15 protein-coding genes are annotated in these 14827 nt (G+C 64.3%); 6 read left to right on the forward strand and 9 right to left on the reverse strand.

Translation table 11 applies throughout. The features are described 5' to 3' along the window. Positions 1-248 precede the first annotated feature (248 nt). The 4 genes from QZ269_RS03445 to QZ269_RS03460 all read right to left on the reverse strand — a co-directional run bounded on the left by QZ269_RS03445 (position 249) and on the right by QZ269_RS03460 (position 3163). Positions 249-1046, reverse strand: a complete 798-nt coding sequence (locus QZ269_RS03445) for a hypothetical protein (protein ID WP_291424332.1) — start codon at positions 1044-1046, stop codon at positions 249-251. Between the two features lie 542 nt (positions 1047-1588). Then, the gene (locus QZ269_RS03450) at positions 1589-1933 is read right to left on the reverse strand and encodes a YraN family protein (RefSeq protein WP_291424334.1); all 345 of its coding nucleotides are present in this window, start codon (positions 1931-1933) and stop codon (positions 1589-1591) included. Between the two features lie 76 nt (positions 1934-2009). Then, positions 2010-2672, reverse strand: a complete 663-nt coding sequence (locus QZ269_RS03455) for an HAD family phosphatase (RefSeq protein ID WP_291424336.1) — start codon at positions 2670-2672, stop codon at positions 2010-2012. Continuing rightward, entirely contained in the window at positions 2669-3163 is a 495-nt protein-coding gene (locus QZ269_RS03460; RefSeq protein ID WP_291424338.1) for a putative dsRNA-binding protein, read from the reverse strand. Before QZ269_RS03460 ends, QZ269_RS03455 begins: the two co-directional genes overlap by 4 nt. A 218-nt stretch (positions 3164-3381) precedes the next feature. Here QZ269_RS03460 and metK point away from each other — a divergent pair, with 218 nt between their 5' ends. The 4 genes from metK (at position 3382) to QZ269_RS03480 (ending at position 7498) form a co-directional block, all read left to right on the forward strand. After that, on the forward strand, positions 3382-4605 hold the full coding sequence (metK, locus tag QZ269_RS03465; RefSeq protein ID WP_291424340.1) for a methionine adenosyltransferase: 1224 nt from the start codon (positions 3382-3384) through the stop codon (positions 4603-4605). Positions 4606-4607: 2 nt separating this feature from the next. After that, positions 4608-5708: an aminopeptidase gene (locus QZ269_RS03470; protein WP_291424342.1), complete on the forward strand. Its 1101-nt coding sequence runs from the start codon at positions 4608-4610 to the stop codon at positions 5706-5708. A gap of 121 nt (positions 5709-5829) precedes the next feature. Then, on the forward strand, positions 5830-6768 hold the full coding sequence (locus tag QZ269_RS03475; RefSeq protein ID WP_291424344.1) for a ParA family protein: 939 nt from the start codon (positions 5830-5832) through the stop codon (positions 6766-6768). A gap of 4 nt (positions 6769-6772) precedes the next feature. Continuing rightward, positions 6773-7498: a hypothetical protein gene (locus QZ269_RS03480; RefSeq protein ID WP_291424346.1), complete on the forward strand. Its 726-nt coding sequence runs from the start codon at positions 6773-6775 to the stop codon at positions 7496-7498. A 61-nt stretch (positions 7499-7559) separates the two neighbouring features. On the opposite strand, the gene QZ269_RS03485 is transcribed toward QZ269_RS03480, so the two are convergent. From QZ269_RS03485 to QZ269_RS03505, 5 genes are read right to left on the reverse strand one after another with little or no spacing between them, the layout of a single operon-like run. Further along, a complete protein-coding gene (locus QZ269_RS03485) occupies positions 7560-9785 on the reverse strand; it encodes an AAA family ATPase (protein WP_291424349.1) in 2226 nt (741 codons plus the stop codon). Continuing rightward, on the reverse strand, positions 9786-10172 hold the full coding sequence (locus tag QZ269_RS03490) for a winged helix-turn-helix domain-containing protein (protein ID WP_291424352.1): 387 nt from the start codon (positions 10170-10172) through the stop codon (positions 9786-9788). It abuts the gene before it with no gap. Further along, complete coding sequence (gene clpS / locus QZ269_RS03495) at positions 10173-10493, reverse strand: ATP-dependent Clp protease adapter ClpS (protein ID WP_291424354.1); 321 nt, start codon at positions 10491-10493, stop codon at positions 10173-10175. 45 nt (positions 10494-10538) lie between these two features. Further along, entirely contained in the window at positions 10539-12689 is a 2151-nt protein-coding gene (locus tag QZ269_RS03500; protein WP_291424356.1) for a hypothetical protein, read from the reverse strand. Next, the gene (locus QZ269_RS03505; RefSeq protein ID WP_291424364.1) at positions 12686-13261 is read right to left on the reverse strand and encodes a glycerol-3-phosphate acyltransferase; all 576 of its coding nucleotides are present in this window, start codon (positions 13259-13261) and stop codon (positions 12686-12688) included. Before QZ269_RS03505 ends, QZ269_RS03500 begins: the two co-directional genes overlap by 4 nt. Positions 13262-13383: 122 nt before the next feature. Here QZ269_RS03505 and QZ269_RS03510 point away from each other — a divergent pair, with 122 nt between their 5' ends. Together QZ269_RS03510 and QZ269_RS03515 are read left to right on the forward strand one after the other, a co-directional pair. Further along, entirely contained in the window at positions 13384-14136 is a 753-nt protein-coding gene (locus QZ269_RS03510; RefSeq protein WP_291424358.1) for a HesA/MoeB/ThiF family protein, read from the forward strand. A gap of 105 nt (positions 14137-14241) precedes the next feature. Then, a complete protein-coding gene (locus QZ269_RS03515) occupies positions 14242-14586 on the forward strand; it encodes an HU family DNA-binding protein (RefSeq protein ID WP_291424360.1) in 345 nt (114 codons plus the stop codon). Positions 14587-14827 lie beyond the last annotated feature (241 nt).

The raw sequence follows: 14827 nt of genomic DNA on the forward strand, positions 1-14827 counted from the left end.
CTTGGGGAAGGTGAGGGTCGGGCCGCCCCGAATCCCCACTTTCCGCGAGCAGGGCGAGAGGCAGCACGCCCAATGAGACTACCTGGGTAACTTTTGCAAGAGGTCTAATCGAAATTCGTATAACTGGCTCCCGGCTACAGTCACGCCGCTTTACGAGTCCACTTCCACCAAAGCTTTTACTCGCTCTGCTTGGCAGCTTTGCAAGTCCGCTCGGGGCGCTGCAACAGTCATTACCCGGCAGGTATTTATCAGAAGCGGTAGGTGACGCCCGCTCGCAGCCCGCCCTGATTGCCCAGCAGTCCGCCGGAAGTCCAGGCGCGTTCCAGTTGCCCCTCGATAAACGCCCCGATTGGCCCGGAGCTGAACTGGTTGAAGGTGCGCCGGTAGCCTGCCGTGAGGCCCAGAGCGCGGCGCTGGCCCAGTTCCAGGCCCGGCCCGGCATACACGGCGCTGCCCTCGCCCAGCGCGTATTCGGCCAGCAGGTCGCTACGCACGGCGAAATAGGTTTTGCGCTCTGAGATACTGGTCGCCTTTAGCGAACCGAACTCGCCTAGGCCGCGCCCAATCAGCGTAAAGCCCTGGAACTGTCCGACGGGCAGGCTGGCCCCGATGCCCAGACTGTTGGCGCTGGACGTATGGCTCAGGCCGCCCCACAGCAGTCGGCTGGGTCTGCTGGTTGCTGGCAGCAGTGCGGAAGAACTGGGCGCGGGCTGTGGCTGGGGCTGGGGAACAGTCGCCGTCTGGGAGGTCGCCACGGGAACGGAACTGCTGCCCGCCACCGGGATGGTGATGGTTTTTGTCGGCGCAGCGCTAGTGTTGACTGTACCGGTGCTGATGGTACTGGTCGTGCTGGTCGCCGGTGAAGTGGTGACTGGTGAATACTGAATCGAAGTCGGCATGGTCAGCGGCGCAGCCGGTGTCGCGGGGGGCGTCTGGGTGGGTGACTGAAGCTGCGGCGGGTAGACGTAGATGGGTGTGCCGGTCTGGGCCACAGCCTGACCCGCCAAGGCGAGGGCGAGGACAACAGGAAGATTCAGGCGTGTCATGTGCAGCACATTTTATACGGACTTCTGTCTGTTTCATTGTTCACCCGCAAGAGCGCCGGGTTGTCCACTCCACCCCCGGCCCCCTTTTTGCTCCTGCTCGCTCTGCGGCGCAGCTCGACAAGCCCACTCGGACTGAAAGGCTTTGCAACCCTTTTAGCCGGAGTTCGTATCGTACGGACTGCCGACTGAACCGGGCAGTTTCAGATTCAATCTAGGCGGAGGTGACTGGGAAAAGATACGGGTTTCGCGGTATGGACTCGCAAAGCTGCGCCGCAGGGCCACATCTGGTGCTTTGCCAGGTGTGCTGGAATTGAGCGCAATCCGTAATCAAGGGATTTTGCCCTCTGCTGCGGCAGTCCCACAAGGAGCAGTGCTCCGAATGATGGGCACGTCAGAAAAACACCGCCGCCCCCTTCATTCTACGTCCTGCTCTTTCTTTTTCACTCGTTCCACTCGGCAAAAAGATGGTGCTCTTTTGACCATCTTTTTGCAAAATGCTCTAAAGGGGTATTGAACCGACAAAACTCTGGCTAGGGCTGCGCTCAGAATCCCAGTGGAATCAGCGTGATTGGCCCACCTTCCGCACTGCCGTCGATGGCCAGCACTTCCAGCTGGCAGGCCACGTCGTCGCGGCCTAGTTCACGGCTGAGGTAGGTCAGGGCGGCGCGGCGCATCAGGGCCAGCTTGCGCGGCGTGACACTCTCGGCGGCGCTGCCGAATTGGGCAGCACGGCGCTGCCGGACTTCGGTAAAAAACAACCTACCAGTACTGTCCCGGCTGACCAGATCGATCTCGCCGCCCGGAATCCGGTAGTTGCGTGCCACTATTTCGCGGCCCAGCTCCTGCAGGTAGCGGGCCGCCCGCGCCTCGGCGTCGGCTCCCTTCATGGCCTGTGGCCTGTCACTTGTGGGTTGGAAACAGCAGCCTTTTTCACAGGCCACGGGCCACGCGCTACAAGCGGCCCTACGCCAGCCACTCGCGCCAGCCCGTGAAATCGGGCGCAGTGAGGCTGGCTCCGGCGGCCCGCAGCGCCTCGGAGGTGGCGGTGGTGGTTAGCGCGACCACCGTGCAGCCCGCACCCGCCGCACTCCTGACCCCGTTCAGGGCGTCCTCGTGGGCTAGGCAGGTGTGGGGGTCAAGGCCCAGGAGCGCTGCCCCGCGCTGGTACGGCTCAGGGTGCGGTTTGCCGCGCTGCACGTTCTCGCCCAGTAATCGCAGTGCAAAGCGGTGGCCCAGGCCCAGCGCGTTCAGGCCGAATTCGACATTGATGCTGTCTGCGCTGGTGACCAGGGCGTAAGGAACTCGGCGCCCCTCCAGCACGTCTAGGTAATCGCTTAGGCCCGCCACTTCCCGCAGGCCCCCCAGCGCGAGGTCACGGTAACGGCCCTCTTTAGCACCGTGAAAACGGGCCGCCAGTTCGGGGCTGGGGTACTTTCCGGTCAGGCGCTCGATGATCTCCGGGTTGCGCCCCCCATCGACCTTGGTGTCGAGGTCGTGTGCGCTGAGATTCAGGCCCAGCACCTCAGCGGCGACTTCTTGCCACGCGCGGCGGTGAAAGGCGTTGTTGTCGGTCAGTACGCCGTCCATGTCGAACAGAACTCCAGTGGGCGTCAGGGGAAAGGTCACAGGTCTTCTCCGGGCTGGTGGCCCAGGCTGCCCAGTAGCCCCCGGTAAAATTGCGCGGCGCTCTGCTGCACGTCTTGCAAGGTGGCGTCCTCGGCGGCAAATTCGGTGGCGGCTTCAATGGCCTGCGCCAGCACCGCCGCGTAGATCGGCCAGGGGCCAGAGGAAAGGAAGTCAGAGGAGAGGGAGGAGTTAGCGGAGTTAGAGTTAGCGGAGTGGGGCGCGGTCTGGGCTGCGGTCTGGGTTAAGGCTGGCGTACCAGTGCCCGGTTCTTTCAGAGTCGCCAGCACCTGCTCGGAGGCGATGCGCTCGGCATCTTTCTTGGTGCGGCCTACGCCGCTGCCCAGTTCGCGCCCGCCGAGAGAAATGGTGGCGCGGAAGGTGCGGTCGTGCGCCGGGCCGCTGGCCTCGCCCCCGAAGGTCGGCATCCCCAGCCCCAGTGAAATGAGGCGCGCGATCAGGTCGCCCTTCGCGTTTATAGTGCTGGCGTTCATGAGCCTCAGCGTAGCGCGGCGGCTAGGCTGTGGGTCGGCCCTCCTGAATTGACTGGCCCTTCTGGGTTAATTGAGACTGTGCCCATGTCGCGCCGGTCAGCCCCCGTATCGCTAAGATAGCTGCGGTTCCCCGCGCGGGAAGGTGACCGGAAAAGAAACTCAGTGAAATACCCTGGCCGCGTCAGAGGCGGCCCGGAGAAGTTAAAAGAGGTGCAGCTATGTGGAAATTCTATACGTCCGAATCGGTGTCTGAGGGGCACCCCGACAAACTCGCCGACTTCATTTCGGACAGCGTGCTTGACGAGTTTTTGCGCCAGGAGCCGACCAGCCGCGTGGCGGTCGAGACCCTCCTAACCACCGGAATGGCCGTGGTCGCGGGCGAGGTGACTGCGCATCAGGCCCACGTGGATGTGCAGCGCACCGTGCGCGACGCCGTGATGCAGGTGGGCTACACCCGCGCCAACTACGGCTTCGATGCCGAGTACAGCGCCGTGCTGGTCAGCATTCACGAGCAATCGCCCGAAATTGCCGGGGGCGTCAACCACAGTGAAGAGTGGCGGGCCATGAGCGATGAAGAACGTGCCCGACCCGAAAATAGGTTCTCGGAAGTCGGCGCGGGCGATCAGGGCCTGATGTTCGGTTACGCCACCGACGAGACGCCCGAGCTGATGCCGCTGCCGATCAGCCTCGCGCATAAGCTCACGCGCCGCCTCGCGGAGTTGCGTAAGGCGGGTACGCTGCCCTACCTGCGCCCCGACGCCAAGGCCCAGGTGACGGTGGTGCGCGACGGCGAGCCGCACGAGGCGACCCAGACTTTTATCGACACGGTAGTGATCAGCACCCAGCACAGCGAGGACGTGACCCAGGAGCAAATTCGCGCCGATATGCTTCAGCACGTCATTCGCGAGGTCATCCCGGCAGAGCTGCTGCGCCCGGAGACCAAATACTTCATCAATCCCAGTGGCCGTTTCGTGATCGGCGGGCCGCACGGCGATACCGGGCTGACGGGCCGCAAGATCATCGTGGACACTTACGGCGGGGCGGTGCCCCACGGCGGCGGCGCGTTTTCGGGCAAGGACCCGACCAAGGTGGACCGCTCGGCAGCGTATTATGCCCGCTACATCGCCAAGAACGTCGTGGCGGCGGGGCTGGCGCGGCGCGTACTGGTCGAGGTGGCCTACGCGATTGGCCGCGCTCATCCGGTCAGCCTGCGGGTAGACACCTACGGCACTGGCCTGATCAGCGACGAGCAACTGGCCGAACTGGTCGCTGTACACTTCGACGCCCGCCCGCAGGCGATCATTGCCGAGCTGGAGCTGCAACGCCCGATCTATGCTCAGACGGCGGCTTACGGTCACTTCGGGCGCCCCGAATTCCCGTGGGAGCAGACGCCCAAGGCCGCTGCCCTGCGCCAGGCCGCCAAGCTTCCGGCGAACCCCTAACCATGAGCCTCATCGCCTACGATCCGGTGAGGCACGCGGCGCTACTCACGCATTACTGCCTGTCGGCAGCTCCCGGCGAGCGGCTGCTGGTGGCGGGAAGCACCTCGGCGCTAGGCCTGCTGGCCGAAATCAACCGCGCCATGCTGCGGGCCGGGGCCTATCCGGTGCTGCGCCTGAGTTATCCCGGCCAGGACGAGGATCTGGCGGCGCTCGCCTCCGGGGAGGTGCTGGGCGCAGTTCATCCGGCTGAGTTGGAAGACCTGCGCCGCATGGACGGCAGCCTGCGGATTCTGACGCCCGAACCGGAAACTGGTCAACGGGGAGCCGGGCCGTACGCTGACCCGCAGCGCCGAGCCCGCCTGCTGGCCTCGCGCTCGGAACTGGCTTCGATTCGCGGCAGCAAAAAGTGGAGCCTGACGCTTTATCCCACGCCACACGCGGCGCAGCAGGCTGGCATGAGCCTGCCGGAATTTCAGGACTTCGTGATGCGGGCAATGTTCCTCGACCGTCCCGACCCGGTGGCCGCCTGGAGTGAGGTGCGGGCGACTCAGGCGCGGCTGATCGAGCGCCTCAGCCGCGCCGACGTGGTGAGGATTGAGGCCCCCGGCACCGACCTCACGCTGCGGGTGGGCGGGCGCACGTGGGCCAACAGCGACGGCAAGCGCAACATGCCCAGCGGCGAGGTCTTTACCGGGCCGCAGGAGGACAGCGCCGAGGGCGTGGTCACGTTCAGCGTGCCCGCTGCCTACCAGGGCGTGATGGTGCGCGGGGCACGCCTCGAATTTCAGGCGGGCCAGGTCGTTTCAGCCCGTGCCGACGAGGGCGAAGCGACGCTGCTGGCCGCGCTGGACACCGACCCCGGCGCACGCTTCCTGGGTGAATTGGGGATCGGCACCAATTACGGCATCCAGCGGCCCAGCGGCAATATCCTTTTCGACGAGAAGATCGGCGGCACGGTGCATCTGGCGCTGGGGCGCAGCTACCCCGAAACGGGTGGCCTGAACGTCAGCGCGATTCACTGGGACCTGATCGCCGATCTGCGCCGGGGCGGGCGCCTGACGCTGGACGGCGAATTGTGGCAGGAAAACGGGCAGTTTGTCTGACCGGGGGTTGGCCGCCGAAGCTCCAGGGCTAAAGCTGGCGCGGTTGCAGTCGCCGGGGGAGGCCAGGAAGTGCTTAGCGGCGGTGACATCTTCAACTCGCTAATGTTCTACCCTGAAGCCTATGCCGCGCGTCATCAGCTTTATCAACCTCAAGGGCGGCGTCGCCAAAACCACCACGGCGGTGCAACTGGCCGACACTTTTGCCTTTGTCCACCGCAAAAAGGTGCTGGTGATCGACCTCGACCCGCAGACCAACGCGACCCTGGCCCTGCTGGGCGAGCGGCGCTGGGAGGAGGCCGACGAGCGGGGGCAGACGCTGGCGCACCTGTTTCTGGATTTGCTGAACGGCACCCGACTTTTTGACCCCGGGAAGGCCATTGTGCGCGGGGCCAGCAACCTGAACACCGTGCCGCCCGACCTGATGGAGCAACTGCCCGCGGACGTGCAATACGGGCGCGTGGACGTGCTGCCCAGTTCTATTCGGCTGATTGATGTGCAAGACCGTATGCAGGACATCGCCAACCGCACCAATTACAGCCTCAGTCCGATGGCCGTGGTGCAAAAGTACATCGGCCCGCTGTTCGGTCAGTACGATTATGTGCTGGTCGATTGCCCGCCCAACCTGGGGTTTATTACGCAAAATGGGCTGGAAATCAGCGACCACTACCTGATTCCGACCATTCCAGATCGCCTGAGCACCTACGGGATTCCACAGATTGCGAGCAAAATAGACGAGTTGCGGCGTGACCGCGACCTGAAAATCCAGTGCCTGGGCGTGGTGGTCACCAAGTTTCAGAGCAATTCCTCGCAGCACAAATTTGGCCTGCAACGCCTGCCCGACGACCTGAAAGCCGCTTTTGCCCGAACCACCGAAAAGACGCCGCCCATTTTGCAGACGGTGATGCCCCAGACCAACGCCAGCGCCGAGGCCACCGTATTCGAGCGCGAGGTGAGGAACTACCCCGCCAAATACGGCTCGGGGCAGGTGGGCGGCAAGGCGGCGTACAGGTACGGCCTCGACCTGGCCGACGAAATTCAGCAGTTGCTGGGGCAGGAATAAGCGGGTGGCCCGTTCAGCGCGCTACGCCCGGTACCAGTTCGCCCCCTGGCCCGACCCGGCCTTGCTGGAGGCGGTGCAGTCGTTTGAGGGTGAAGGTCTGGTCACGCAGCGCCTGGAACAGTCCCGCGACGGCCTGACGATAGACCTCAGCGACAACCGCTATGACCCGCCGGACGATACGGCGCGGGTAACTGGGCGGCACTCGCGCCTGCTACGGCTGGAATGGCCTTTTGAAAACAGTGTCTTTGCCCTGGAAAGTTACGACGAGTTTTACGCCGGGCCGTGGAACACCTTTCACCCCTCGCGCCAGGGTGTGCAGTCGCCGGGGCTGTACGAGGTGGTGAACGAACCCGACCCCTGGATTGCCGAAATCCTGGCCGAGAACAACAATACTGATACCTTTCCGCCCTACGGTAGCAATCCGGTGATGCTGTCCGGGCGAACGCGGCAGATGAATCCACACTTACGCGAAACCGGGCGATTCTTTCCGGCAGATGCGCCGCTGGCCGCCTCCGGTACGGCCACCGACTATCATTTCTGGACTGGCCTGCAGCCACCTGCGCCCGGCGAACTGGAAAAAGCGCTGGCTGAAGCCCGGGCAAAAACTGAGGCCCGCTGGGAGGCCCGCAAACAAAAGCCGCGTTACCGCCACCTGTTCATTGCCTCCGAGACTTGCCTGCTGGAAATCCTGTGCGAGGATTTGCCGCGCTGGACGTGGGTCGCGGATTAGAGCAAGCGCGGCCAGTTCTCCGATTCCACCTGCCTGCGTCCAACTTTCAAGGCACTGTGCTTTACATCCCGAACGTAAACTCCCCACCCTCCGCCGCGTCTAACACCACTGCCCCGCCATCCTTTAGCCTGCCGAACAACAATTCGTCGGCCAGCGGGCGCTTAAGCTGCTGCTCGATTACGCGGGCCAGCGGCCTGGCGCCCATCTGCGGGTCATAGCCCAGTTCGGCGAGGCGGGCGCGAGCGGCGGGCGTCAGGGTGAGGGTAACGTTTCGCTCACCCAGCTGAATCTCCAGTTCGCGCATGAATTTGTCCACCACATGCGCCATCACGTCACGCGAGAGCGGCGCGAAATGAATCACGGCGTCCAGGCGGTTGCGAAACTCCGGCGAAAAGGTGCGTTTCACTGCCTCGGCTTCCTCTCCGGCGCGTCCAGTGCGGCCAAAACCCAGTGCTGGGCGGCTGGCGCCCTCGGCTCCGGCGTTGGTGGTAAAAATCAGAATCAGGCCGCGCCCGTCTACCTTTTTGCCCGCGTGGTCGGTCAGGGTGCCGTGATCCATCAGCTGCAAGAAGATGTTGTATACGTCCGGGTGCGCTTTTTCTATCTCATCGAGCAGCAGCACCGAATGCGGGTTTTTGGCAGCGGCGTCGGTCAGCAGCCCGCCCTGGTCAAAGCCCACGTAGCCGGGGGGCGCCCCAATCAGGCGGGCGACAGTGTGTGGCTCCTGGTACTCGGACATGTCAAAGCGGATGAGTTCCAGGCCGAGGCGCTCGGCCAGGGCGCGGGCCAGTTCAGTTTTGCCCACGCCCGTCGGCCCGGCGAACAAAAAAGCCCCCTGCGGCTTGCGCGGGTCTCGCAGGCCTGCGCGGGCCAGTTTCACGGCGCTGCTCACGGCTTCTATGGCCCTGTCTTGCCCGAACACCCGTGTGCCCAAATCGGCCTCCAGCGTGGCGAGAGATTTGATTTCCTCAGCCTTGACTGCGCCCACCGGCACGCGGGCCATTCTTGCTACCGTGCCTTCCACCTCGGAAACGCCGATTTCTCCGCCTTTGCCGGCGCTGCTGCGGGCGGCTCCGGCTTCGTCCAGCACGTCAATCGCCTTGTCGGGCAAAAAGCGGTCACGCAGGTAGCGGGCCGAGAGGGTCACCGCCGCTGTAATCGCCTCGGCAGTATAAGAAACGCCGTGATGAGCGGCATATTTCGGCGCGAGGCCCGTCAGAATCTGCGCGGCCTCCTGCTCGCTCGGTTCAGGCACATCCACCGTCTGAAAACGCCGCCACAGGGCGCGGTCTTTTTCCAGGTGGCGCAGTTCGGCGGGTGTGGTCGCGCCCAAGACTCTGAGTTTCCCCCGCGCCAGCGCAGGCTTAAGCAGGTTCGCCGCGTCCACGCTGCCGCCTTCAGTTGCGCCCGCGCCGACAATGGTGTGCAATTCGTCAATAAACAGCACCGAGTTTTTGCCGTCCAGCTCGGCTAGAACGGCCTTGAGTCTCTGCTCAAAATCGCCCCGGTAGCGCGTGCCTGCCAGTAGTGCGCCGAGGTCTAGCGCGTACACGGCGGCCCCTTTCAGGAAACCGGGGGCCTGCCCATCAGCAATGCGCTGGGCCAGAGCCTCTGCCAGCGCGGTTTTACCCACGCCAGGTTCGCCCACCAGCACAGGATTGTTCTTGCCGCGCCGCGCCAGAATGTGCACCATGCGCTCCAGTTCGGCGGCGCGGCCAATAACGGGGTCAAACTGGCCTGCCCTGGCCTGCTCGGTCAGATTCCCCGTGTAGGCTTCCAGTGGATTTAGCTCAGTCTCGGGTTCGGGCGAGGTAAGGTCGCCGTCCACACCCGCCACGCGTCGCTCCTTGCCGCGCCCGGCGACCTTCGCGGTGCCGTGCGACAAGTAGCCAAGTACGTCCAGCCGGGTCACGTTCTGCGCTTCCAGCGCGGCGCGGGCGGGGCTGTCGTCTTCCTCCAGCAATTCCGCCAGCACCCGTGCGCCGTCGGCTGCCTGCTGCCCTTTCCCGCTGGCGTGCAGTTGCAACACCGCCCCCTGTATGACGCGGTGAACGCCCAGCGTAAAGTCGGGTTCGGGGTCGGGCCACACTTCCAGTCCAGTCAGCTCCTCTTGCAGCCGTTCGCGCAGCCTGTTCAGATCGGCCCCCAGCGCCAGCAGCGCCTCATGGGCCTCGGGGTCGTCCAGCAGGGCCAGCAGCAGGTGCTCCTGCGTCACGTATTCGTGTCCGGCGTCTCGGGCAAAGTCGGCGGCGCGCTGGATGGTGGCTTGCAGGTGGTCGGAAATCATTTACAGTTCCTCGAAGTATTCCGCGTCTATGCGGCGAATCTGGTAGGTTTTGCGGGTCAACACGCCCACGCCGTAGTCAATCATCAGCCGGGCCAGGGTTTTGCCGCCTAGCAAGGTGATGTTGCCGATTTGTTCGGCGGTGGCTTTTGCGCCATCGCTGAAACTGGACGCCGTAAGTCTTGGCCCAGCAAGTCTTGGCCCAGCCCAGCCCAGCCGGTTGGCAGAGGTGAACTGCTTACCACTAGCAAGCAGTTCACTCAAATCTTCTTGTGTCAGCCCAAGAGTTTGTGCGACCCGCTGCGAAATCTCACGCATAGGCGCCGCCTGACCGTCCTGCACGGCTGCAAGCAGCGGGCGCATCAACGACTGATCATCGGGAACGGCCATCTATTCCCCCTCTGGCTCGGCCACAGCCAGCAAAGGGTAGCCCTCCTGCCCCGCGTGCTGTGTCACCTGCGCCACCTTCGTCTCGGCCACGTCGCGGGTGTACACGCCCGCCACGCCCTGGCCCTTGTGATGCACCGCCAGCATAATCAACTGGGCTTCTTGCTCGGATTTGCGAAAGTAGCGCTCTAGTACCATCACCACAAAATCCATCGGGGTGTAGTCGTCGTTCAGCAGCAGCACGCGCCACAGCCGGGGCCGCTTGCTTTCGGTGCGTTCCAGCGTTTGTGTCTGGCTGTCATCACGGGAGCCGGGGCGGGTCATGGCGACAGGATAAGCCCCGGCCCGGCCTGGAAACCGTGGCGCATGTTAGCCCACGGCCCGTTCCAGTCGGCGCTGGCGGAAGGTATTGGCCTCTATCAGAAACAGGCCCAGCGTATTGATCGCGTAGCAGGTGATCAGGAGCAGCGCCAGGACGTTTCGCACGGCGGGCTGCTGCGGCTGCGGCAAAAAGTCGAAGCGCAGCAGGTGGGTCAGTGGGGCCAGCAGGCTCACGGTGGCTGCCCAGGTCAGCAGCAGTACGCCGCCCCACGGGTTGCCCAGCAGCGCCGAGCCGGGAAACAAAAAGGCCAGCAGCCGGTAAAGTGCCGGGCGACCCAGGCGGCGGCTTCCGGCGGCGCGGGGCACCAGCAGCAAAAAGGCCAGGGCCGCCAGCAGCGTGATGGTCCCCAGTACGGCCCAGCCCATCCGCACCGACCCGGCGGGGTTGGACTGTTGGGGGTCACGCCGCAGAAACCCCAGTGGGTCGCTCAGGTCGCGGCGCAGGGTCACGCTCAGGTCGCCGCTGACCATGCGGGCCAGGTTGCGGCGGTTGGGATAACACAGCCTCGGCTCGCCCCAGCGGTACTGTTGCTGAAACAGGGTGTCCGGCGTGCGCTGGTCCAGGCCCAGGTTATAGGACGCGGCGCTGCTGTCCGGTTCCAGCGTCAGTGCCTGGCGGTACAGTTCCAGCGCCTGTGGCTGGTCTTCACGGTTTTGCGAGACGACACCCAGGTTATTTAGGGCGCAGGCGTCCGGCCCAGCTGCCGTATACGAGTCGCGTGCGGTCGTGTCGTCGCCGCCAAGTTGCGCCGCCAGCCCGTTCAGAATGGCCGTGTCAGGGCCGGGGCGCAGATTAAGGTCGTCGATGTGGGCACTGTACCACCCGCCGCCGTAGGTGCCCATATTCAGGGCCGGAGCCTGTAGGCCGCGTCCTGTCTGGTTGGCCCATTGCCACCCGACCAGCGCCGTGAGCAGCGCCGCCCCCAGAATAACGAGTGTCAGGCGTTCGGGCAAAGAGGCGTAACTGAGGACACCGAGGCGGGCACGGGTGAGAGGCCGTTTGAGCACCGATGCCCAGCGCCCACCGTAGGGCCGGGTGTCCTCGCCCTGGGCTTTCCAGGCGCGGGCGGCCAGCGTCAGGTACGCCGCCAGCAGGCCCAGCAGCAGCGCCAGGGTAGCAAGTCTCGCGGCGTCGCGCACCGTCTGCGTATCGTCGGGCCCCAGGTTATACAGGCTGCCTGCCCGCAGTGAAGCGCCGAACTGCCGCCAGCCCTCTGCCTCACCGCTGCGGCCCTGGGCGTCCAGCAGCGCGGCGTAGCGCCGGTACAGGTCACTGTGGCCCTCAAACCGTGGGTAAAGGCCGCGCAGAAAGTTCATCCAGGCGTCGGCGCGTGCCAGATGGCCCTGCTGTATCAGGGTGGCGGCGTACCCTACCGGATCACCGTAAGCCCGCAGCGCGGCGCGGCTCACCGGGATTTCCGGGTCGATGCCACGTGCCGCCGCGTCGCGGGTGGCGCGCTCCAGGGCCAGGTTCGCCGCCGCAGGATAACCGGCGCGGTCAAGCCGGGCGGCCAGCTGCGTCCAGGCCGTAAAGGGCAGCCGACTGCCCAGCGTGTGCCGCACCGCGCTCAGCGCCCTGGCGTGGTCACCTGCCTTGTTCAGCTGCTCGGCCTCGCGCAGCGCCACAAAAGGATTGTCCGGGAAATCCCGCGCCGCCTGCGACAGCTGAGGCGCTGGAACAGAATCGGCGACCCCTGCCAGCCATCCGGTGATCTGGGAATCGGGGGGCATCACGGCGCGTTCGACCACCGGCAGACTGAGGTTATTTTGCGGGGCGGCCAGCGTAAAGCGCTCGGTGTAGCCGTGTCCCTGGGTACTGACCGCCACCACGCCGCTTACGCTGTCGAGCGAGGTGCTCTGCCCCGGCAGGTCGGCGCGGCCCAGCAGGTTTCCGGCGGGTCCGAAAGCATAGACCACTGGCCCGACCCCCAGATAGGTCGTAGTGCCCACCGCGAGGGGTTCGGTCAGTGGCCCCATGCTGGCCGGGAATTCGCGTTGCCACACGGCGGCGTTCCCACTCTCCCACTGCAAGGTGCGCCCACTCAGGTTGAGGTCGGCGCGGGCCGTGCCCAGACCGAGTAGCCCCAGGATCAGGGAGGAGCGCAGCCACGCTTGCACGGTTGCACTGGTTCTGTTCACGGTTGCGCTTGTCCTGCGCGGCCCTGAGCCAGCATGTGAACTCCCCGGATGCCCATCATCAGCCCGCCGCCCAGCACCTCGTACATCCCGCCGTAATGCCGCGCCAGCAGCAGGCCGACAGGAATGGTCAGGGCGCTGGCAAACGGCACGGCATTGAGGCCCAGACGCTTTTGCAGCGTGGCCTTGTACAGTGGAATAACGGCCAGTCCAAAGGCCAGCATGCCCAGACCAGTCGCGGGGGCCGCTACGAATAAGGCCCCGAGCAGTGTGGCGATGCCGCCCCCGCCACGAAACCCGAAAAAGACCGGATAACAGTGCCCCAGCACCACCATGATAGTCGCCAGCCAGGTGAGCTCCTGAGCCAGCAAGTCGGTCAGACCGACGGCCAGTGCGCCGCGCAGGGCGTCTGCGAGCGTCACCAGAATGGCCGCCGTGCGCCCGTATTGCCTGAAGGTGCCGCTGCCGCCCGGCAGGTCGCGGCTGCGAATGTCGTCGCCGCGCAGGTGCGAGTAGATGACTCCTGTCACCATAGACCCCAGCAGATAGGATAAGGCGGCCACGACGAAGAACATCACAGCTGGCAGTCTAGAGCAGATTTGGGAAAGTGGCCTTCTCGCAGGACTCGCTACGCGTAGAAGCTACATGGGTGTCGGCACTGCTTTTGGCGACTGGCCCGCGCATTAGACTGCGGCTTGTGAAGTCCACCGTCCCCGCAAGGCCCACCCTGTCACGCAGCGAACTGCGGCGGTATTCGCGCCCGTTGCTCGTTCCCGAATGGCATGAGGCTGCGGCGCAAGAACGCCTGAAAGCCAGCCGGGTGCTGATCGTGGGTGCGGGTGGGCTGGGCGGCCCGGTGATTTTGCAACTGGCCGGAGCCGGAGCCGGGCACCTGAGCATTGCCGACGGCGACACGGTCAGCCTGAGTAATCTGCACCGCCAGACCCTGTTTACCGTGGCCGATGTGGGGCGCTTAAAAAGTGCTGTGGCCTGCGCCCGTGCTCAGCAGCTCAATCCTCATGTGTCTCTCACGGCCCTGCCTGCCCTAACCCGCGCCGGGGCACAGGAACTGGTGGCTGGATACGACTTGGTTATCGATGCTACCGACAATTTCGAGACGCGCTACGCCATCGCGGACGCCTGCACTGCGGCGGGCCGGACGTGGGTATGGGGGGCGGCCAGTGGAACCTCGGGGCTGGTCAGCGTGTTCGACGCCCGCTTTGGCCTGCGCGACGTTTTTCCGGTGGCCGACGATACCGGTTCCTGCGCCGAGGCCGGGGTTATCGGCCCAGTGCCCAATATCGTGGGGGGCATGATGGCACTTGAGGCCCTGAAGGTACTCGGTGGTGTGGGTCAGCCCCTCTACGGGCGACTGTGGACCTTCGAGGCGCTCTCGGGGCGTAGCAGGATAATAAGTCTTAATGTCGCGTCCATGAAACCCGCGACGTAAAGTAGCCCGGTTCAAACGTGTGTTAAGCTTCATTTAAGCTGACCGTCTGCATATTTATCATGAGAGTTGACGTTCTGCTTGAAATCCTTTTCTGGAGGAGCACCAATGGCTAGAGCCACCAAAACTGCTGAAAATAAAGTGAAGACTACCGCTACTCGTGCCAGTAAGCGGGCCAACAAGATTGCCAAGACTCAGATCATCCAGATGGTCGCCGAGCGCACCAGTCTCAACAAGGAACAAGCCGCAGAAGCCGTGGCCTGCGTGCTCGAAAACATCATCAGTGCGCTTCAGTCGGGCAAAAGTGTCGGCCTTCCGGGCCTGGGCATCCTCAGTGTGACCCAGACGGCGGCCCGTCAGGGAGTGCGCCCCGGCACCAGCGAGCGCATTGCCATTCCAGCAGGCAAAAAAATCCGCTTCAAGCTGGCGACGACCCTTAAAGGCCATCTGTAAAAGAAAGGTGTCAGACGGCCACCCCGCCTGAGCAGAGGCCTAAGAGACTTGCCAGTCGGCTTTCGGGTACTGCCTGAGAAAATCGGCAGGGTCTAGCCTCATCTTTCTTGGCTGAGAGGTCCCTGTGAGAAAAAATATGATTCGATTGTGCTGTGCATGAGGCCATGAGAGGCTGTCTGAGGCCCTAACCATGGGAAATGTTTTAGGCTTTAACGGTGGAACGCGCAGCTTACCCTAGCGA

The sequence above is a fragment of the Deinococcus sp. genome (assembly GCF_018260405.1).
In the GTDB taxonomy this organism is placed as follows: Bacteria; Deinococcota; Deinococci; order Deinococcales; family Deinococcaceae; genus Deinococcus.

Bases quoted from the DNA above. Each gene is read 5' to 3' on its own strand.
- QZ269_RS03490 (WP_291424352.1), bottom strand. From the start codon at position 10,172: ATGGCCGTTCCCGATGATCAGTCGTTGATGCGCCCGCTGCTTGCAGCC.
- QZ269_RS03445 (WP_291424332.1), bottom strand. From the start codon at position 1,046: ATGACACGCCTGAATCTTCCTGTTGTCCTCGCCCTCGCCTTGGCGGGT.
- QZ269_RS03450 (WP_291424334.1), bottom strand. From the start codon at position 1,933: ATGAAGGGAGCCGACGCCGAGGCGCGGGCGGCCCGCTACCTGCAGGAG.
- QZ269_RS03460 (WP_291424338.1), bottom strand. From the start codon at position 3,163: ATGAACGCCAGCACTATAAACGCGAAGGGCGACCTGATCGCGCGCCTC.
- QZ269_RS03515 (WP_291424360.1), top strand. From the start codon at position 14,242: ATGGCTAGAGCCACCAAAACTGCTGAAAATAAAGTGAAGACTACCGCT.
- QZ269_RS03475 (WP_291424344.1), top strand. From the start codon at position 5,830: ATGCCGCGCGTCATCAGCTTTATCAACCTCAAGGGCGGCGTCGCCAAA.
- metK (WP_291424340.1), top strand. From the start codon at position 3,382: ATGTGGAAATTCTATACGTCCGAATCGGTGTCTGAGGGGCACCCCGAC.
- QZ269_RS03470 (WP_291424342.1), top strand. From the start codon at position 4,608: ATGAGCCTCATCGCCTACGATCCGGTGAGGCACGCGGCGCTACTCACG.
- QZ269_RS03485 (WP_291424349.1), bottom strand. From the start codon at position 9,785: ATGATTTCCGACCACCTGCAAGCCACCATCCAGCGCGCCGCCGACTTT.
- QZ269_RS03505 (WP_291424364.1), bottom strand. From the start codon at position 13,261: ATGTTCTTCGTCGTGGCCGCCTTATCCTATCTGCTGGGGTCTATGGTG.
- clpS (WP_291424354.1), bottom strand. From the start codon at position 10,493: ATGACCCGCCCCGGCTCCCGTGATGACAGCCAGACACAAACGCTGGAA.